The organism is Mesorhizobium sp. WSM4809, from assembly GCF_055811655.1.
This window is the reverse complement of the sequence record NZ_JBVVQW010000005.1, coordinates 474,863-492,705: the sequence shown is the minus strand read 5'-3', so window position 1 is coordinate 492,705 and position 17,843 is coordinate 474,863. Positions and strand designations below refer to the sequence as shown.

Genomic DNA, 17,843 nt, shown 5'->3' with positions numbered 1-17,843 from the left:
TAGTCTGCTTTGCGCAATTCCGGACGGAAAACCGCTTCACACTTTTCCTGGAATTGCTTCAGCTACCTGATCAGAATTGCCCTGAGATCGTTGACATTCGTACCGGTCGGGCCGGGTACGAAGAGATCGCCAACCGCGTTGAAGGCCGTCCAGGCATTGTTGCCGGCAAGCATGGCCTTGGCATCGACACCGGCCGAGCGCATGCGCGACACGGTCGAGCCATCGGCGAAGGCGCCGGCGTTGTCTTCCGAACCGTCGATGCCATCGGTGTCGGCGGCCAATGCGTGGATGCCTTCGACGCCGTTGATGCCGATAGCAAAGGCGAGCAGGAATTCCGAATTGCGGCCGCCCTTGCCTTTTGCCCGTAGCGTGACGGTTGTCTCGCCGCCCGACAGGACCAACACCGGCTTCGAAAATGGTCGGTTGCGCGTCGCCACTTCGCGCGCGATCGCGGCATGGACGCCGCCCACCTCGCGCGCTTCGCCCTCGATGGCATCGGAGAGGATAAAGGCCTCGACACCCTGCCGTTTCGCTTCCGCAGCGGCGGCTTCCAGCGATACCCCGGCCGAAGCGATCAGATGCACCTCGTTGCGCGAAAAACGCTCGTCATCCGGGCTTGGCGCATCGGCGGCCGGCGAATTGATATGCGCCATCACCGAGGCCGGCAGTTTCATGCCATAGGCCGATATCGAGGCCAGCGCGTCGGCGCGGATGCCTGTATCGGGTACGGTTGGGCCGGAGGCGACCATTGCCGGATTGTCGCCGGGAATATCGGAGACGATCAGCGATACCACCCTGGCCGGCCATGCGGCCGCTGCCAGCCTGCCGCCCTTGATGGTGGAAAGGTGCTTGCGGATGGTGTTCATCGCCGCGATCGGCGCACCCGAGGCGAGCAGCGCCTCGTTGACGGCGATCTCGTCGGCCAGCGTCAGGCTGCCGGCCGGCGACGGCAACAGCGCCGAGCCACCGCCGGAAATCAGCGCCACCACCAGATCATCCTCAGTCAGACGCTGGACCTTGGCGAGCAGGCGCCGCGAGGCTTCCAGACCGGCAGCGTCCGGCACCGGATGCGCCGCCTCGATGATCTCGATGCGCTCGCAGGTCGCGCCATAGCCATAGCGGGTGACGACCAGCCCTTCGATGAGGCCGTCCCACACTTTCTCGAACGCTGCCGCCATCTGCGCCGAGCCTTTGCCCGCGCCGATGACGATGGTACGGCCCTTTGGCTTGGCCGGCAGATGATCCCGGATGGTTCGCTCCGGATCGGCGGCGGCGATGGCGGCGTCGAAGATGGAGATCAAGAATGTCTTGGGATCAAGCACGGTCATTCGGCTTCCGGAGGCAATGCCAGGCCGCGCTTGTCGACGCCCAAATGATCGCACAGCGCATCGACGACGACGCCGTGATCCTCGCGCTCCGGCAGTCCGGAGACGGCGATCACACCAATGACGCCGGCGCCCTTGACGGTCACCGGAAAGCCACCGCCGGCCAGCACGTAGTCGGCAATATCCAGCCCCTCACCAATCTTGAAGGTGCGGTCGGGGCGCTGCTGTTCCAACACCATGCGATAGGTGCTTCTCAGGAACCGTTCGACCACATTGATCTTGCGCCGCGCCCAGTCGGGATTGGAAGCATTCGAGCCCGGCAGCGCGGCATAGAACAGCGGCCGGTCGAAGGTCCGGATATCGACGATGATTGGCAGGTTGCCGGCCAAAGCCCTATCGCGAATCGCGGTACCGATCTCAAAGGCAATGGCCTCGTCGAACTCCGAAAAGACGAGCGTGGCTTCCTGTCTTTTAATAGTCTCGATGTCGTCGGCCACTGTCTCGCTCCCGATGTCGTTGTTGGCTTTCGCCGACTATCGCGGCGCGGTCAAGACGTCAGCGGTCAGGCGCGCCCATCTGCTAGGACTATGTCCAGCGCCGCCTCGGCATGAAGTTGGGTGACGTCGAAAGCTGGCAACGGATAGTCGTCCAAAGCGGCCAACAGCGGAAGCTCGGTGCAACCTAAGATCACCGCCTGCGCGCCGCGCGCCTGGAGGTCCAATGCCATATCCATCAGCGCAGCCATTGAGTCCTGCTTCACGATGCCCAACGTCAGCTCATCGATGATGATACTGTGCAAGGCTTCACGTTGTTGCTGCGGCGGTGTGAGGACTTCGAGGCCATGACGCTGGCGCAGACGTCCCGAGAAGAAATCCTGCTCCATCGTATATCGCGTTCCCAACAGCCCCACACGCGCGAAGCCCCGTAACTGAATGGCCTGCGCTGTGGCATCGGCGACATGCAGCAGTGGGACGGAAAGCTGAGCCTCCACTTGGTCGGCCACACGGTGTGCGGTGACTGAGGTGAGCATCACTAAATCGGCGCCGGCCCTTTCCAGGTTTCGCGCCGCTTCGGCTACCGTTTCAGCGAGATCATCCCAGCGTCCGAGCGCGGCCATCTCGTTCAGTTCGTCGAAATCCAACGTGAACAGGACCGACTTGGCATTGTGATGTCCGCCGAGGCGCCGATGCGCGGCCTGATTGAGCAGCCGATAGTAAATCGCGCTCGATTCCGAACTCATCCCGCCTACCATACCGATGAGTTTATTCTGACGGACGGTCATCGACGGGCTCCCCTCGCACCTGCCGCTGCACTATAGCAGATCGCTCTTCGCTGCGCGCCCCGCGACATAGGCCTCGCGCACGGTGCGGTCGTCGCCAAGCGTCTGCAGGAGAAACAGTTCCTGCGCCAGCGTCTCGACCGTTTCCATCCTGAGCCGCATCGCCGGCGTTGCCCTGGCGTCCAGCACGACGATGTCGGCATCGGTGCCCTCGTCCAGCGTGCCGATCTTGTCGGCCACCGACAGCGCCTCGGCATTGCCGCGCGTCATCTGCCAGAAGGACTGGAACGGGTTGAGCTTCTCGCCATTCAGCGCGATCACCTTGTAGCCCTCGTCCATGGTGCGCAGCATGGAGTAGTTGGTGCCACCGCCGACATCGGTGGCGGCGGCGATGCGGAGCGGCTTGTCGCGGCGACGAATGCGCTGATAATCGAACAGGCCGGAGCCGAGGAAAAGGTTGGAAGTCGGGCAGAACACCGCCACCGAGCCACTGTCGGAAAGCGCATCCGCTTCGCGCTCCGAGAGATGGATGCAGTGCCCGAACAGGCTCTTTTTGCCCAACAGCCCGTAGTGCTCGTAAACGTCGGTATAGTCGCGCGACCACGGGTAGAGTTCCTGCGTGAAGGCAATCTCAGCGTGGTTCTCCGACAGATGCGTCTGCATGTGCAAATCGGGATGTTCGCGGCACAGCGCGGCCGCCATCTCCATCTGCTCCGGCGACGAGGTGATGGCGAAGCGCGGCGTGATGGCATAAAGCTGCCGTCCCTTGCCATGCCACTCCTTGATCAGCGCCTTCGTGTCGTCGTAACCCGATTGCGGCGTGTCGAGCACGCCGTCGGGCGCATTGCGATCCATCATCACCTTGCCGGCGATGTTGAGCATATTGCGGTCATGCGATTCGGCAAAGAAGGCCTCCGCCGAAGCCTTGTGCACCGAGCAGTAGGCGGCGACCGTCGTTGTACCGTGGCGCACCATCTCGTCGAGGAACAGCCGCGCGATACGGCGGCCATGTTGCGCGTTGGCGAACTTCGTCTCTTCCGGAAAGGTGTAGGTGTTCAGCCAGTCGAGCAGCTCAGCGCCATAGGAGGCGATGATCTGCATCTGCGGAAAATGCGCATGCGCGTCAATGAAGCCGGGCAGCAGCAGATGCGGCCGGTGGTCGATTTTTTTCGCTACCTCGCCGGCTTGCTTTTCAACATCGGCATAGGTGCCAGCGGCGACGATCCTGCCGTCGCGGATCAGCAGGCCACCATCCTCCTCGTAGCGCCAGGCGGAATGATCGTCGATGGTCTGCGGCCAGCGCGCGAAGGACAGCGTGCGGCCGCGCAGGAGTGTCGAGGTCATGCTATTTCCCCGCGCCTTCGAACCAGGCCACCAGCAGCGCCCGTTCCTTGTCGGTGATCTGCGAGACGTTTGCGGGCGGCATGGCGTGGCTGCGGCCGGCCTGCAGATAGATCTCGCGGGCGTGGTTGGCGATATCCGCGTCGGTGTCGAGCATCACGCCCTGCGGCGCATGATAGATGCCTTCGTAGACCGGCTCCGCCGCATGGCACATCGAGCAGCGGCCGAGCACGGTGTCGCGCACGGCCGGGAAATGCGCCGAAGCGACATAGATTTGCGCCGATGCCGATTCCCTGGGTTCGCCGGTCAGCACCTTCGGCGCGGTCGACAGCCAGATGATGACAATGAACAGGACGAGTGCCGCCATCCAGGTCCAGGTCGGATTGCCCTTGCGGGCATGGATCGAGTTGAAATAGTGCCGGATCAGCACGCCGATGATGAACACCAGCGAGGCGATGACCCAGTTGAACTCAGTGCCGAACGCCAGCGGATAGTGGTTCGACAGCATCAGGAACAGCACCGGCAGCGTCAGATAATTGTTGTGAAGCGAACGCTGCTTGGCGATCTTGCCATATTTCGGATCGGGCTTGCGGCCGGCGATGAGGTCGGCGACAACGATCTTCTGGTTTGGGATGATAACCATGAAGACATTGGCCGACATGATCGTGGCGGTGATGGCGCCCAGATGCAGGAAGGCGGCGCGGCCGGTGAACAGGTGCGTCAGCCCCCAGGCGATGAACACCAGCACGCAGTAGAGCACCAGCATCAGGCCGGTATCGCTTTTTCCCAGCGGCGAGCGGCACAGCAGATCATAGACCACCCAGCCGACGCCGATCGTCGCCAGCGACAGCAGGATGCCTGTAGGCACCGACATCGGCAGCACGTTGGGATCGATCAGGAACAGATCGGCTCCGGCGTAGTAGACGACGCACAGCATGGCGAAGCCGGACAGCCAGGTGGCGTAGGATTCCCACTTGAACCAGGTCAGGTGTTCCGGCATTTCGGCTGGTGCCACCAGATACTTCTGGATGTGGTAGAAGCCGCCGCCATGCACCTGCCATTCCTCGCCGAAGGCGCCGACGGGCATGCCGGGACGCTGGCGCAGGCCGAGGTCGAGCGCGACGAAGTAGAAGGACGAGCCGATCCAGGCGATGCCGGTGACGACGTGGAGCCAGCGCACGGCAAAACTCAGCCAGTCCCAGAAAATCGCGAAATCCATCATTGAAATCGTCCCTGCCGATTGGGCGACTTTACGGCTTGGAGCGCAAACGGAAAGAGGCGAGGTGCACGATGACTTTCAAAAAAAAATGGAAAATACTAGGGTAGTCACACGCAGCAGGATGGGAGCCGCCCGAAAGCGGCCTCAGGAAAGCCACGAAACCGCATGGCCTATCTCGACAACATTGCCGTCTTCGTTCGCGTGGTCGAACTCGGCAATCTGTCGGCGGCCGGGCGCGACATGCGGATTTCGCCGGCGGTCGCCTCCAACCGCATCAAGGAGTTGGAGAAGCACCTGGGCGTGCGTCTGTTCAACCGCACGACGCGGCAATTGATGCCGACCGAGCATGGCACGGTTTTTTACGGGGGCGCAAAGCAGGTGCTGGAGGCGATCACCGAAGCGGAAGCCGCGGTCTCGGCGCTTTCCGGTCAGCCGCGCGGCACCATCCGCGTCACCGCCCCCTTGGGCCTCGGCCGTCGGTTGGTGGCCTCGGGCATTCCCGATTTTCACGACAAATACCCAGACATCGAGGTGAGGCTGAGGCTTTCGGACCACAATGTCGACATCATGAAGGAAGGCATCGACGTCGCCTTCCGGCTCGGTATCATCGAGGATTCCAGCCTCAGGATGCGCGGCATCATGGAATGCGAGCGCGTGCTGGTGGCGGCGCCGAAATATCTCGAGGCGCGCGGCGAACCGATCGAGCCGCAGGAACTGATCGGCAAGAAGCACGACTGCCTGATGCTGCGTTATTCCGGCGCGCGCGAATATGTGTGGACGCTGCAGACCCCCACGGGCCCGCAGAAGTTCGAGGTACACGGACCCTACGACACCGACGATGGCGACGTGCTGACCGGCTGGGCGCTTTCAGGCCGCGGCATCATCAACAAGCCGCGCTTTGAGGTCGAGCCGTTCATCCGCGACCGGCGGCTGAAGGTGATCCTGAGCAGCACGCCGCCGACACCGGTGCAGTTCGCCGCCGTCTATCCGCACAAGAAGCTGCAGGATCCAAAAGTGCGGCTGCTGCTCGACTTCATGGCCGAGCGCTGCCAGCGACTGATCAACGATCTGCTAGCTGGGAAATAATGCTGGCCTCCACGTGCCCGGCGGTTGGCCCAGCGCCAGCGGTTGCCATCCCCTGAAGTGGCGAACATAGTTCGGGTGGTATTTCGTCTCGCAGGCACCATCGATGGACAGCGGCGCCACAATGCATCTTGCCGTTTCGCTGTTTCCGGGGATCGCCGATCCATCGCCGGAACCGGGATTCAGCCGCCTGACTGGTTTCGTGCAAAAGGCCGAAGCAGCGGGCCTGGACATGGTGCTGCTTGCCGATTCCGCACCGGCGTCCGGCGGCGGTGCCGCGAACAGCCCGATGCCCTTCGAAGCGACCACTTTGCTGGCCGCATTGGCGACTGTCACAAGCAGGATCGGACTGGTCGCCGCGGCATCGACCGTCGCCCACCAGCCATACAATCTGGCGCGCCGTTTCGCCTCGCTCGACATTATCAGCCATGGCCGCAGTGGCTGGAACGCAACCATGACGCAAGCGCCACGGGAAGCAGCCAATTTCAGCCGGGCCGAAGGATTTTCGCCTGACGATTTCCGCCGTCGCAGTGAGGAATATATCGGCATCGTGCAAGGTCTGTGGCGGGGCTGGGACGCGGACGCGATGCTGTTCGACCAGAGCGGCGGCCGCTTCCACGACCCCGAAAAGATGCATCTGCTCGACCACAAGGGCGGGTTCTTTTCCGTGCGCGGACCGCTGAACGTCGCCCGTTCGCCGCAGGATACGCCAGTGCTCGTCTTGTCGGACCTGAGCGAAGCCGACCTGGATATTGCCGCCCGCACCGCCGATGTCATCCTGCTGGATGGCGGACCGTTGGACGGCACGACAGAACGCTACGACGATATCCGGCGCCGTGTCACGGCGTGCGGACGCGATCCGGACGCTGTGAAAGTGCTGACGAACGTCGCGCCTACCGCCGATAGTAAGCCGGCTGCCCGCGCCGACAGGCTGGAAAAGGAATTCCGGGCGAGAGGCTGCGACGGGTTCAACATCCTGATGCCGGCACAGCTTTCAGCGCTCGACGATTTCGTCGATCTGGTTTTGCCGGAACTGAGGCAGCGTGGCCTGTTTCGAGAGAACTATCGCGGCACGACGTTGCGCTCGCATCTCGGGCTTGCCGGCGGAGGTGACCGATGACCGCTCGCCAGATGAAGCTCGGCGCCTTCCTGTGGGCGACAGGCCACCACATCGCGGCCTGGCGCCATCCCAAGGCACACGTCACCGCCGGCATAGACATCGATCATTACATCCAGCTGGCGCGCACGGCGGAGGCGGCGAAGTTCGACATGATCTTCTGCGAGGACGCCGCCGGCCTGCGCGAGGCCAATGTCGGCATCGCCAGCCAGACCTCGCGCTCGATCGGCTTCGAGCCGATCAGCCTGCTTTCGGCGCTCGCCGTCCAGACCAGCCGCATCGGCCTCGTCTCGACAGCCTCGACAAGCTACAACGAGCCCTATGGCCTGGCGCGAGCCTTCCTGTCGCTCGACCATCTGAGCGGCGGCAGGGCCGGCTGGAACCTGGTCACCTCGGCCAGCCCCGTCGAGGCCGCCAATTTCGGCTCGACCGGCCTCAAGCCCCATGCCGATCGCTATGAGCGCGCGCGCGAATTCGCCGAGGTGGTAACCGGGCTCTGGAACGGCAAGCTCGATGGCGCTTCTGGATCCGGACATGACGGCCAGAGCTTTTCGGTTCGCGACCCGCTCGATCTGCCGCGTTCGCCGCAGGGCGCGCCGGTGATGGTCCAGGCCGGCGCCTCGGATGTCGGCCGCGACCTTGCCGCCGGCACCGCCGATGTGGTGTTCACCGCGGCGCAGACCTTCGAGGAAGCGAAGGCCTTTTACGACGACCTCAAGGGACGTCTGGCGGCCTACGGGCGCGAGCCTGACGACATCAAGATCATGCCGGGCGTCGCGCCAGTGGTGGCGGAGACCGAAGCGGAGGCCCGTGAAAAATATGACGAATTACAGGCGCTGATCCCCGACGACGTCGGTGTGGCGCTGCTGTCCAGCTATCTCAGCATCTCCGATCTGTGGCGCTATCCGATCGACGGGCCGCTGCCGGACCTGCCGGAGAGCGAGGGGATGAAAAGCCGGCAGGCGCTGGTCATCGAGCAATCGCGCCGCGACGGCCTCTCTATCCGCGAGCTTGCCCGGCATTTCGCCGGCGCGCGTGGCCATTGGCGCATCGTCGGCACGGCGGCCCAGGTGGCCGATGAGTTGCAGGCGCGGTTCGAAGGCGGTGCCGTCGACGGCTTCAACGTCATGCCCTCTTATTTCCCCGGCCAACTCGATGCCTTTGCGATGCTCGTCGTGCCGGAATTGCAGCGACGCGGCCTGTTCCGCAAGGAGTACGAGGGCCGCACATTGCGCGACCAACTGGGTTTGAAACAGCCGGTTAACTGCGGCGCAGCCTAGCCTGCCATCACCCTGCCATGCGGAATTTGATGGTCGGCACTTGAGGTTGCGTTGTGACTGACCAGCGCCGTCATGATCTCGGCTGCCGCCAGCGCCGCGATGACCTGCGGGCGCTTGTCCTTGACCGTATCGCCGCCGATCGGCGAGACGAGGCGGGCAAACTCGGCCTCGCTGCCTGCCGCTGATTTCAGGAACCAGTTCCTGAACGTCGCTTTCTTGGTCTTCGAGCCGATCATGCCGACATAGGCGGTGTCGCCGCGCTTCAGCGCCTCGGCGACGATCAGGAAATCCAGCGCATGATCGTGGGTCAGGATGGCGAAGGCGGTGCCGGCGGGAGCGTTTCGCACCTCGGACTCGGGGATCGGCGTCAACCGCGGCTCGACGGTTTCCGGCATGCCTTCCAGTGCCTCGGCCCGCGTCTCGATGACGACGCAATGCACGGGGAGAAGTGCTATCGTCGACGCCAACGCCTGGCCGACATGGCCGCCGCCGAAGACGTAGACATATGGCAGGTGTGCCTCTTCGGCTTCCGCAACCGCAACCAGTTCGGCGGCAAGCGCGGCATCGACGAGCCGGATCAGCACTTCGACGCGCCCGCCGCAGCATTGGCCGATTTCCGGGCCTAGCGGGACGTCCAAGGTAGCGCAGACTTTGTCAACCTCGATGCGGGTTCCCCTCCCCCTCGAGGGGAGGGTGGCGGCGAAGCTGCCGGGTGGGGTCGGATCGACCGGGCTCAACGCCCTGGCGGTGCCTTCTGATAGGACCCCCTCTGTCGGCTTCGCCGACATCTCCCCCTCAAGGGGGGAGAAGAGCATCTGCCTGGCCTTGTCGATCGCCATGTATTCGAGCTGACCGCCGCCGATCGTGCCAAAGATCGCCGCCCGCGAGACGAGCATAAATGCGCCCTTCTCGCGTGGCGTCGAACCTTTTGTGCCAGCCACTTCGACCAGGGCAATCCAGTCGGCGCTGGCAAGGAAGTCTCTCAGGCTTTGCACTTTCGAATTCATCATTCGCATTCCCGTGCGGGAAATATAGGTTTTTTCGGCCCGGATTGCACGCATTGCCGACCTTGCGCCAGACTCAGGCGACGGCCTCTTTCTTCAGCCTCTCGATCGCCATCAGCACGCGCTCCGGTGTGGCGGGGGCATCGAGGCGCGGGCAAATCTTGTTGTCGGCGACACTGGCCACCGCATCCGACAGCGCATGCAGCACCGACATGCCGAGCGGGAACGGCGGCTCGCCGACCGCCTTGGAGCGGTGGATGGTCGGCTCGCCCGCTTCCGGCCAGTCGGCCAAGGTGACGTTGAAGATCTTCGGCCGATCGGAGGCGAGCGGGATCTTGTAGGTCGACGGCGCATGCGTGCGCAGCCGGCCCTTGGCGTCCCACCACAGTTCTTCCGTCGTCAGCCAGCCCATGCCCTGGATGAAGCCACCCTCGATCTGGCCGATGTCGATGGCTCGGTTCAGCGAGCGGCCGCAGTCGTGGAGAATATCGGTGCGCTCCACCATGTATTCTCCGGTCAGCGTGTCGACCGAGACTTCCGAACACGACGCGCCATAGGCGAAATAATAGAAGGGGCGGCCCTCGCCCTTGTCGCGGTTCCAGTGGATTTTCGGCGTCTTGTAGAAACCCGCCGCCGACAGCTGGACACGGGCCATATAGGCCTGCTTGACGAGGTCGGCGAAGGCGATTTCCTGGTTGCCGATGCGCACCCGGTTGGGCAGGAACAGCACCTGATCGCGCGGCACCTGGTATTTTTCGGCGGCGAAATCGGTCAACCGATCCTTGATCTGGCGAGCGCCGTTCTGCGCCGCCATGCCGTTGAGGTCCGAGCCAGACGACGCTGCCGTGGCCGAGGTGTTCGGCACCTTGCCGGTCGTGGTCGCGGTGATCTTGACCTGGTCGAGGTCGATCTGGAACTCTTCCGCCACCACCTGCGCCACCTTGATATAGAGGCCCTGCCCCATTTCGGTGCCGCCATGGTTCAGATGCACCGAACCGTCGGTGTAGACATGCACCAGCGCGCCGGCCTGGTTGTAGTGGGTGGCGGTGAACGAGATGCCGAACTTGACCGGTGTCAGCGCCAGGCCGCGCTTGATGAAACGGCTGTTGGCGTTGAAGGCCGATATCTCACGCCGCCGCCGCGCATAGCTGGCGCTTTCCTCCAACTCGGCGACGATGCGCTGGATGATGTTGTCCTCGACCGTCTGGTGGTAGGGCGTGATGTTGCGGCCCCCCTCGCTATCACCACTGGTGCCGTAGAAATTCTTTTTGCGGATTTCGAGTGGATCCTTGCCGACGGCAAAGGCCACCTCGTCGATGACGCGCTCGGCGCCAACCATGCCTTGCGGGCCACCGAAACCCCGAAACGCGGTGTTCGACACGGTGTTGGTGTAGAGCGGCGCCGACTGGGCATGCACCGCTGGCCAGAAATAGCTGTTGTCGCAGTGGAACAGCGCGCGATCGGTCACCGGGCCGGAAAGGTCCGACGAAAAACCGCAGCGCGCCGCGAACATGAAATCGACGCCGAGGATATTGCCCTCGTCATCGAAGCCGACCTCGTAGTCGACGAGGAAATCATGACGCTTGCCGGTGGCGATCATGTCGTCGTCGCGGTCGGGCCGGATTTTCACGGCGCGATGGTGTTTCTTCGCGGCGATCGCGGCCAATGCGGCAAACTGGTTGCCCTGCGTCTCCTTGCCGCCGAAGCCGCCGCCCATGCGGCGGATTTCCACCGTGATGGCGTTGCTCGGCACGCCGAGCGCGTGGCTGACCATATGCTGGACTTCGCTCGGATGCTGGGTCGAGGAATAGATGGTGACGTCCTGATCCTCGCCCGGAATGGCCATGGCGATATGGCCTTCGAGGTAGAAGTGTTCCTGGCCGCCGATGCGCATTTTTCCCTTCAACCGGCGCGGCGCCTGACGGATCGCTGTAGCGGCATCGCCGCGCTTCAGCGTCAGTGGCGGCGTGACGAGCTTGTCCTTCCTAGGATCGAGCGCACCAATGTCGGTGACGAAGGGCAATTCCTTGTATTCGACCTTGGCCAACCTGGTGGCGCGGCGCGCCTGCTCGCGGGTCTGCGCAATGACGCAGAAGATTGGTTGGCCGTAGAATTGCACCTTGCCGTCGGCCAGCACCGGCTCGTCGTGACGGCCAGTCGGCGAAATATCGTTCTCGCCCGGCACGTCACTGGCCGTCAGCACGCCGACAACGCCGGGCGCTGTACGCACCGCCGAGAGATCCATGCTGGCGATGGTGGCATGCGTGGCGGTGGAAAGCCCGAGGCAGCCATGCAGCGTGCCGGCCGGTTCCGGCATGTCGTCGATGTAGACGGCGGTGCCGCTGACATGCTTGTGCGCGGAATCGTGGCGCTGATCGGTGGCGACGCCGCCGGCGATCTTTTCAGCCTTGAGGTTAGGGGCAGCGTGCTTGTTCATCATGCGCGCCCTTTCCCTTCTCCCCGTTCACGGGGAGAAGGTGGCCCGAAGGGTCGGATGAGGGGCAGCGCCGACGTCGACAGCCTTGCAGACAAAGATCGACGACGGCGCCGCCCCTCATCTGCCTGCCGGCATCTTCTCCCCGTGAACGGGGAGAAGGACGCTACTCGCGACCGTTCGGCTGTTTGTTCACTGGCATTGGTGCTCATCATGCCGCCTCGTTGCGTGACACTTGGAATGGTGCCCGGGTATCCGTGGTCTCGGCGAAGAAGCGCAGCAACAGGTTCTTTGCCGCTAGCGCCCGGTATTCGGCCGAGGCTCGCATGTCGGTCAGAGGGGTGAAATCCCTTGCATATTCGCCCATCGCCGCTTCAACCGTCTGTTCGGTCCACGGCTTGCCGAGCAGCGCTTTTTCGACAGAAGACGCCCGCTTCGGCGTCGCCGCCATGCCGCCATAGGCAATGCGCACCTCCGCGACCGTGCCATCGCTGGCCAGCGTCAAGAAGAAGGCGCCGAGGGCTGCGGTAATGTCTTCGTCGCGGCGCTTGGTGATTTTGTGGACCGCGAATTTTGTGCCCTTGGCGGGAACAGGAACGTGCACCGCCTCGACGAATTCGCCCGGCTGCCGGTCCTGCTTGCCATAGGCGATGAAGAAATCCTCCAGCGCGATCGTGCGCTGCTTCTTGCCACGGCGCAGCGTCAGTTGCGCGCCGAGCGCTATCAAGGGCGGCGGCGTGTCGCCGATCGGCGAGCCGTTGGCGATGTTGCCGCCGATGGTGCCCATGTTGCGCACCTGTTCGCCGCCGATACGATCGAACAACGGCCCCAGCGCCGGGATACGCTTCGCCAATGTCGCGAAGGCATCAGTGTAGGTGACGCCCGCGCCGATCGAAATGATGCCGTTTTCTTCCGAGATGGTGGAAAGTCCGTCGAGATTGCCGATGAAAATGGCCGGCGAAATATCGCGCATGTGCTTGGTGACCCAGAGGCCGACATCGGTCGAGCCGGCGACGATGGTGGCGCCGGGTTCCTTGTCCAGCACGGCGGCGAAATCATCGACATCGGCCGGCACGACCAGCCGCGCCTTGGCCGAACCGATCTCGACCCGGGCGCCGTCATGCAGGGCCTCGAGCCTCTCGGTGATCGCCTTGCGCTCCGCGGCCAGCGGATCCTCCGCCGCCTTACCGTAGCTGGAAATGGCATGCGCCGCGCGGATGATCGCCTCGTAGCCGGTGCAGCGGCAGAGATTGCCTTGCAAGGCCTTTTCGATATCCGCGTTCGACGGATTCGATGACTTCATCCACAGGCCATAGAGCGACATGACGAAGCCCGGCGTGCAGAAGCCGCATTGCGAGCCGTGGAAATCGACCATCGCCTGCTGCACCGGATGCAGTTGGCCTGATACGCCGCGCAGATGCTCGACGGTCACGACATGGGTGGCGTCCAACGAGCCGAGGAAACGGATGCAGGCATTGACGCTTTCATAGACCAGCCCGCCGGCCGAGAGCTTGCCGACCAACACGGTGCAGGCGCCGCAATCACCCTCGGCGCAGCCTTCCTTGGTGCCGCGCAGCGACCGCTCTAGCCGCAGCCAGTCGAGCAGGGTCGCGTCTGACGCCACCGACGAAAGCGCGACGTCCCTGCCGTTGAGGATGAAGCGGATTTCTTTGCGGATGCTGATTTTGGCCATGCCTCAGCTCCCCCTGTATGTCGAGTAGCCGTAAGGTGAGACCAGCAGTGGCACATGATAGTGCACGGGCTCGGCCATGCCGAAGCGGATCGGTATCACATCGAGAAAGGCCGGTTTCGGCAGGCTCAACCCCTGCTGGCGCAAATAGTCGCCGGCGGCGAAGACCAGTTCGTATTCGCCGGTGCGGAACTCCGCGCCGACGAGCAGCGGCTTGTCGCAACGGCCGTCGGCATTGGTGACAACGGTCTTCAAATGTGTCCGTGCCTTGCCGTCGAGGTGATAAAGCGCGATCGACAGTCCCGCCGCCGGTTTGCCGGTCGCCGTGTCGAGGACATGGGTCGTCAGACGCCCGCCATCGGCATTCGACGTTTCTGCCATTGGCCGCCTCCATTTCCGGTACGAGCGAATTGACCCGGTACGATCAAGTATCAACAGTGAATTGTGCGCCAATTAAAGGCGATGCATAAGTCCCGGTCGAGCGGAGTGCGACAAAAACACTTTCAAAAATTTTCGGGGGAATGCGAGAAGCACCCTTTCGATATCCTGATCATACTTCGGGCCGTGCCCGGCGGGAGGGACGATGCGTTACTGCAGAGACATGCGCGGCTATGGAGCCAATCCGCCGGACCCGAAATGGCCTGGCGGGGCACATGTCGCCGTGCAGTTCGTCGTCAACTACGAGGAAGGCGGCGAGAACTGCGTGCTGCATGGCGACAAGGCGTCTGAAGCCTTCCTGTCGGAAATCGTCGGCGCGGCACCCTGGATGGGCCAGCGTCACTGGAACATGGAATCCATCTACGAATACGGTGCCCGCGCCGGCTTCTGGCGGCTGCTGCGGCTGTTCACCGAGTCGCAAGTGCCGATCACCTGCTACGGCGTCGCCACCGCACTCGCCCGTTCGCCGGATCAGGTGGCGGCCATGCAGGAAGCCGGCTGGGAGATCGCCTCGCACGGGCTGAGATGGATCGACTACCGCGACCACAGCGCCGAAGATGAGCGCCGCGACCTCAAGGCGGCGATCAAGCTGCACTACGAAGTGACCGGCGTGCGCCCGACCGGCTGGTATACGGGTCGCACATCGATCAACACAGTGCGGATTGTGGCGGAAGAAGGTGGTTTCGACTATGTGTCGGACACCTATGACGACGAGCTGCCCTACTGGTTCGAGCATGAGGGCGGCGCGCAGCTCATCATTCCCTATACACTCGACGCCAACGACATGCGGTTCGCCACGCCGCAAGGTTTCAATTCGGGCGACCAGTTCTTTGCCTATTTGAAGGACAGCTTCGATACGCTCTATGCCGAGGGCCAGGCCGGCCGGCCGCGCATGATGAACATTGGCCTGCATTGCCGCCTCGTCGGGCGGCCGGGCCGGGTGGCGGCGCTGAAGCGCTTCGTCGACTATGTGAAGTCGCACGACAAGGTCTGGCTGGCGAGGCGCATCGACATCGCCAGGCACTGGCAAGAGGTCAATCCTTATCAACCGCCGGCGCTCCGCCCATCGAAGATGGAATTCGAGACCTTCGTCCACACTTTCGGCGGCGTGTTCGAGCATTCGCCCTGGATCGCCGAACGCGCCTATGAACTGGAACTGGGCCCGGCGCATGACACCTCAGGCGGTCTGCACAATGCGCTTTGCCGCATCTTCCGGTCCGCCAGCGAAACCGAGCGGCTTTCGGTGCTCAACGCCCATCCCGACCTTGCCGGCAAGCTGGCCAAGGCCAAACGGCTGACGGCGGAATCGACCAGGGAACAGGCCTCGGCCGGCCTCGACGCGCTGACCGACAAGGAGCGCGAACTGTTTTCCAAGCTCAACGCCGCCTACGTCACCACCTTCGGCTTCCCCTTCATCATCGCGGTGAAGGGCAAGACGAGGCAAGAAATCCTGGCGGAGTTCGAGGCGCGCATCGGCAACAATCGCGGCGTTGAATTCGAGACCGCCTGCAAACAGGTCGAGCGCATCGCACTGCTCCGCCTCAAGGACATGCTTCCGCAATAGGTTTGAACCCATGGATACGATCAGGATGCCCGAGCGAACCTATTACGCGCCACATGGCGGCCTCCCCGGCCAGAGCGAGCTTCTGACCGGTCGCGCCGTCTTCACCCAGGCCTATGCCGTCATTCCTCGGGGTGTGATGCAGGATATCGTCACCAGTGCCTTGCCGTTCTGGGACGAGACCCGCGTCTGGATATTGTCGCGACCGCTGTCGGGTTTTGCCGAGACGTTCTCGCAATACATAGTCGAGGTTGCGCCAGGCGGCGGCAGCGACCGGCCTGAACCCGATGCCGGTGCCGAAGGTGCGCTGTTCGTGGTCGAAGGCGAGCTGACGGTTCTGCTTCAGGGCAAAAAGCATAGTTTAAGGCCCGGCGGCTTTGCCTTCCTGCCGCCGGCCAGCGGCTGGAAGGTTCGCAACGAAGGCAAAGCCGATGTTCGCTTCCACTGGATTCGCAAGGCTTACGAGGCGGTCGACGGTCTCGATGTGCCGGAGGCCTTCTTCGCCAACGAACAGGAGATCGCGCCGACGCCGATGCCCGGCACCGAGGGCCGCTGGGCGACGACGCGTTTCGTCGATCCAGCCGATTTGCGCCACGACATGCACATGACCATCGTCACGCTTGAACCGGGTGCGGTCATTCCCTTCGCCGAGACCCATGTCATGGAGCACGGGCTCTATGTGCTGGAAGGCAAGGCGGTCTATCGCCTCAACCAGGACTGGGTCGAGGTCGAGGCCGGCGACTATATGTGGCTGCGCGCCTTCTGCCCGCAGGCCTGCTATGCCGGCGGCCCGGGCAAATTCCGCTATCTGCTCTACAAGGACGTCAACCGGCACGCCAAGCTCGGCGGCGCCGGTGTCCCTGGGCGGACGCCGTGACGCGGATCATTACGCGGCCACTGACCCGCGAGAGCTTTGCTCCGTTCGGCGACGTCATCGATATGGGCGGCGACAACCACTACCCGATCAATGGCGGCCGCGCGGAACGCTATCACGATCTGGCGACCGCCGAGGCGATCGGACCGAATGCCCGCGTGCTAATCTCGATGGTGCGCGGCACGCCTTACGAACTGCCGCTGAAGCTGAGCATGGTCGAGCGCCACCCCTTCGGCAGCCAGGCCTTCATCCCGCTGTCGCCGCGTCCATTCCTGGTCGTCGTCTGCCATGACGGCAAGCAAGGGCCTGATGAGCCGCATGCCTTCATCACCGCACCCAGCCAAGGCATCAATTACCGGCGCAATCTCTGGCATGGCGTGCTGACGCCGCTCGGCGAGCCTCAGGATTTCCTGATCGTCGACCGTGGCGGCGACGGCTCCAACCTCGAAGAGTTCCATTTCTCGCACGCCTACGAGATCCATCTCCCTTAATTTTTTGTGCGTGTCGTTACCCCAAACCCGGGGGCACTTTGGGCGACATGCGGCAGGAGACCCCCTGATGACGGATATTTCGCTGATCGACCGCCTGCTCGACGTTATCGAGCACGACATCGTGCCGAAGACGGCCGACGGCGTCACCCATGGCAACAAGCTGTTCGGCGCCGCGATCCTGCGCAAGGACGACCGGTCGCTGGTGCTGGCCGAAACCAACAACGAGATGGAAAACCCGCTCTGGCACGGCGAGGTGCACTGCCTGAAGCGCTTCTACGAAATGCCCAGGGCTGAACGCGTCGATACGAAAGACGCCATCTTCATCGCCACGCACGAACCCTGCTCGCTCTGCCTGTCGGCTATCACCTGGACCGGCTTCGACAATTTCTACTATCTGTTCAGCCACGAGGATTCGCGCGACAGCTTTGCCATCCCGCACGATCTGAAAATCCTGAAAGAGGTCTTCACCCTCGATCCCGGCGGTTACAACGCCGAAAACGCCTACTGGAAGAGCTTTTCCATTCGCCGGCTGGTGCGAGCTTTGCCCGAGGCCGAACGGCAACGGCTGGAAACACGTATCGGCGCGATTTCGGCGCGCTACGATGAGTTGTCCGGCGTCTATCAGGCGAATAAGGACGATAACGACATTCCGCTGAATTGACGCGGATTGACCAGCCGAATTCGTTGGCTGGCCCACGACGCGACCC

At 63.2% G+C, this 17,843-nt stretch carries 16 protein-coding genes; 7 read left to right on the top strand and 9 right to left on the bottom strand.

Going from position 1 to position 17,843, the window contains the following annotated elements:
* Positions 1 to 62: 62 nt before the first annotated feature.
* The 5 genes from AC0L24_RS16320 to AC0L24_RS16300 all read right to left on the bottom strand — a co-directional run bounded on the left by AC0L24_RS16320 (position 63) and on the right by AC0L24_RS16300 (position 5,167).
* Entirely contained in the window at positions 63 to 1,328 is a 1,266-nt protein-coding gene (locus AC0L24_RS16320) for a glycerate kinase type-2 family protein (protein WP_292336448.1), read from the bottom strand.
* Positions 1,325 to 1,822: a heme-degrading domain-containing protein gene (locus tag AC0L24_RS16315; RefSeq protein WP_127808215.1), complete on the bottom strand. Its 498-nt coding sequence runs from the start codon at positions 1,820 to 1,822 to the stop codon at positions 1,325 to 1,327. Before AC0L24_RS16315 ends, AC0L24_RS16320 begins: the two co-directional genes overlap by 4 nt.
* A 65-nt stretch (positions 1,823 to 1,887) precedes the next feature.
* A complete protein-coding gene (locus AC0L24_RS16310; protein WP_473563963.1) occupies positions 1,888 to 2,607 on the bottom strand; it encodes an aspartate/glutamate racemase family protein in 720 nt (239 codons plus the stop codon).
* A 30-nt stretch (positions 2,608 to 2,637) separates the two neighbouring features.
* Complete coding sequence (gene guaD / locus AC0L24_RS16305; RefSeq protein WP_127808217.1) at positions 2,638 to 3,948, bottom strand: guanine deaminase; 1,311 nt, start codon at positions 3,946 to 3,948, stop codon at positions 2,638 to 2,640.
* Position 3,949: 1 nt separating this feature from the next.
* On the bottom strand, positions 3,950 to 5,167 hold the full coding sequence (locus AC0L24_RS16300; protein ID WP_127808218.1) for a urate hydroxylase PuuD: 1,218 nt from the start codon (positions 5,165 to 5,167) through the stop codon (positions 3,950 to 3,952).
* A gap of 162 nt (positions 5,168 to 5,329) precedes the next feature.
* Here AC0L24_RS16300 and AC0L24_RS16295 point away from each other — a divergent pair, with 162 nt between their 5' ends.
* The 3 genes from AC0L24_RS16295 (at position 5,330) to AC0L24_RS16285 (ending at position 8,644) form a co-directional block, all read left to right on the top strand.
* Positions 5,330 to 6,250 (top strand): LysR family transcriptional regulator, encoded by a 921-nt coding sequence (locus tag AC0L24_RS16295; protein ID WP_027039874.1) that lies wholly within the window; start codon positions 5,330 to 5,332, stop codon positions 6,248 to 6,250.
* 103 nt (positions 6,251 to 6,353) lie between these two features.
* On the top strand, positions 6,354 to 7,367 hold the full coding sequence (locus tag AC0L24_RS16290) for an LLM class flavin-dependent oxidoreductase (RefSeq protein WP_127808219.1): 1,014 nt from the start codon (positions 6,354 to 6,356) through the stop codon (positions 7,365 to 7,367).
* Positions 7,364 to 8,644: an LLM class flavin-dependent oxidoreductase gene (locus tag AC0L24_RS16285; protein WP_127808220.1), complete on the top strand. Its 1,281-nt coding sequence runs from the start codon at positions 7,364 to 7,366 to the stop codon at positions 8,642 to 8,644. The genes AC0L24_RS16290 and AC0L24_RS16285 overlap by 4 nt, the downstream gene beginning before the upstream one ends.
* Here AC0L24_RS16285 and xdhC read toward each other — a convergent pair.
* The 4 genes from xdhC to uraH form a co-directional block, all read right to left on the bottom strand.
* Positions 8,641 to 9,651, bottom strand: a complete 1,011-nt coding sequence (gene xdhC / locus AC0L24_RS16280; RefSeq protein ID WP_127811277.1) for a xanthine dehydrogenase accessory protein XdhC — start codon at positions 9,649 to 9,651, stop codon at positions 8,641 to 8,643. The genes AC0L24_RS16285 and xdhC overlap by 4 nt on opposite strands.
* Before the next feature lie 73 nt (positions 9,652 to 9,724).
* On the bottom strand, positions 9,725 to 12,085 hold the full coding sequence (gene xdhB, locus AC0L24_RS16275; RefSeq protein ID WP_127811278.1) for a xanthine dehydrogenase molybdopterin binding subunit: 2,361 nt from the start codon (positions 12,083 to 12,085) through the stop codon (positions 9,725 to 9,727).
* A gap of 208 nt (positions 12,086 to 12,293) precedes the next feature.
* Positions 12,294 to 13,775, bottom strand: a complete 1,482-nt coding sequence (gene xdhA / locus AC0L24_RS16270; RefSeq protein ID WP_127808221.1) for a xanthine dehydrogenase small subunit — start codon at positions 13,773 to 13,775, stop codon at positions 12,294 to 12,296.
* Positions 13,776 to 13,778: 3 nt separating this feature from the next.
* The gene (gene uraH, locus AC0L24_RS16265; protein ID WP_127808222.1) at positions 13,779 to 14,153 is read right to left on the bottom strand and encodes a hydroxyisourate hydrolase; all 375 of its coding nucleotides are present in this window, start codon (positions 14,151 to 14,153) and stop codon (positions 13,779 to 13,781) included.
* A gap of 202 nt (positions 14,154 to 14,355) precedes the next feature.
* Here uraH and puuE point away from each other — a divergent pair, with 202 nt between their 5' ends.
* From puuE to AC0L24_RS16245, 4 genes are all read left to right on the top strand, one after another.
* On the top strand, positions 14,356 to 15,774 hold the full coding sequence (gene puuE / locus AC0L24_RS16260) for an allantoinase PuuE (RefSeq protein WP_292680246.1): 1,419 nt from the start codon (positions 14,356 to 14,358) through the stop codon (positions 15,772 to 15,774).
* A 10-nt stretch (positions 15,775 to 15,784) separates the two neighbouring features.
* Positions 15,785 to 16,648 (top strand): bifunctional allantoicase/(S)-ureidoglycine aminohydrolase, encoded by an 864-nt coding sequence (locus AC0L24_RS16255; protein ID WP_127808224.1) that lies wholly within the window; start codon positions 15,785 to 15,787, stop codon positions 16,646 to 16,648.
* Positions 16,645 to 17,136 (top strand): ureidoglycolate lyase, encoded by a 492-nt coding sequence (locus tag AC0L24_RS16250; RefSeq protein WP_127808225.1) that lies wholly within the window; start codon positions 16,645 to 16,647, stop codon positions 17,134 to 17,136. Before AC0L24_RS16255 ends, AC0L24_RS16250 begins: the two co-directional genes overlap by 4 nt.
* A gap of 67 nt (positions 17,137 to 17,203) precedes the next feature.
* Positions 17,204 to 17,797 carry a nucleoside deaminase gene (locus AC0L24_RS16245; RefSeq protein WP_127328578.1) on the top strand — a complete coding sequence of 198 codons (594 nt, stop codon included), beginning with the start codon at positions 17,204 to 17,206 and terminating at the stop codon, positions 17,795 to 17,797.
* Positions 17,798 to 17,843 lie beyond the last annotated feature (46 nt).

What these genes read in the sequence shown, in the direction of transcription:
- AC0L24_RS16300 (WP_127808218.1), bottom strand. Translation starts at nt 5,167, where the DNA reads ATGATGGATTTCGCGATTTTCTGGGACTGGCTGAGTTTTGCCGTGCGC.
- AC0L24_RS16245 (WP_127328578.1), top strand. Translation starts at nt 17,204, where the DNA reads ATGACGGATATTTCGCTGATCGACCGCCTGCTCGACGTTATCGAGCAC.
- AC0L24_RS16290 (WP_127808219.1), top strand. Translation starts at nt 6,354, where the DNA reads ATGGACAGCGGCGCCACAATGCATCTTGCCGTTTCGCTGTTTCCGGGG.
- AC0L24_RS16320 (WP_292336448.1), bottom strand. Translation starts at nt 1,328, where the DNA reads ATGACCGTGCTTGATCCCAAGACATTCTTGATCTCCATCTTCGACGCC.
- AC0L24_RS16255 (WP_127808224.1), top strand. Translation starts at nt 15,785, where the DNA reads ATGGATACGATCAGGATGCCCGAGCGAACCTATTACGCGCCACATGGC.
- AC0L24_RS16285 (WP_127808220.1), top strand. Translation starts at nt 7,364, where the DNA reads ATGACCGCTCGCCAGATGAAGCTCGGCGCCTTCCTGTGGGCGACAGGC.
- uraH (WP_127808222.1), bottom strand. Translation starts at nt 14,153, where the DNA reads ATGGCAGAAACGTCGAATGCCGATGGCGGGCGTCTGACGACCCATGTC.
- guaD (WP_127808217.1), bottom strand. Translation starts at nt 3,948, where the DNA reads ATGACCTCGACACTCCTGCGCGGCCGCACGCTGTCCTTCGCGCGCTGG.
- AC0L24_RS16310 (WP_473563963.1), bottom strand. Translation starts at nt 2,607, where the DNA reads ATGACCGTCCGTCAGAATAAACTCATCGGTATGGTAGGCGGGATGAGT.
- xdhB (WP_127811278.1), bottom strand. Translation starts at nt 12,085, where the DNA reads ATGAACAAGCACGCTGCCCCTAACCTCAAGGCTGAAAAGATCGCCGGC.
- xdhA (WP_127808221.1), bottom strand. Translation starts at nt 13,775, where the DNA reads ATGGCCAAAATCAGCATCCGCAAAGAAATCCGCTTCATCCTCAACGGC.
- AC0L24_RS16295 (WP_027039874.1), top strand. Translation starts at nt 5,330, where the DNA reads ATGGCCTATCTCGACAACATTGCCGTCTTCGTTCGCGTGGTCGAACTC.
- puuE (WP_292680246.1), top strand. Translation starts at nt 14,356, where the DNA reads ATGCGTTACTGCAGAGACATGCGCGGCTATGGAGCCAATCCGCCGGAC.
- xdhC (WP_127811277.1), bottom strand. Translation starts at nt 9,651, where the DNA reads ATGAATTCGAAAGTGCAAAGCCTGAGAGACTTCCTTGCCAGCGCCGAC.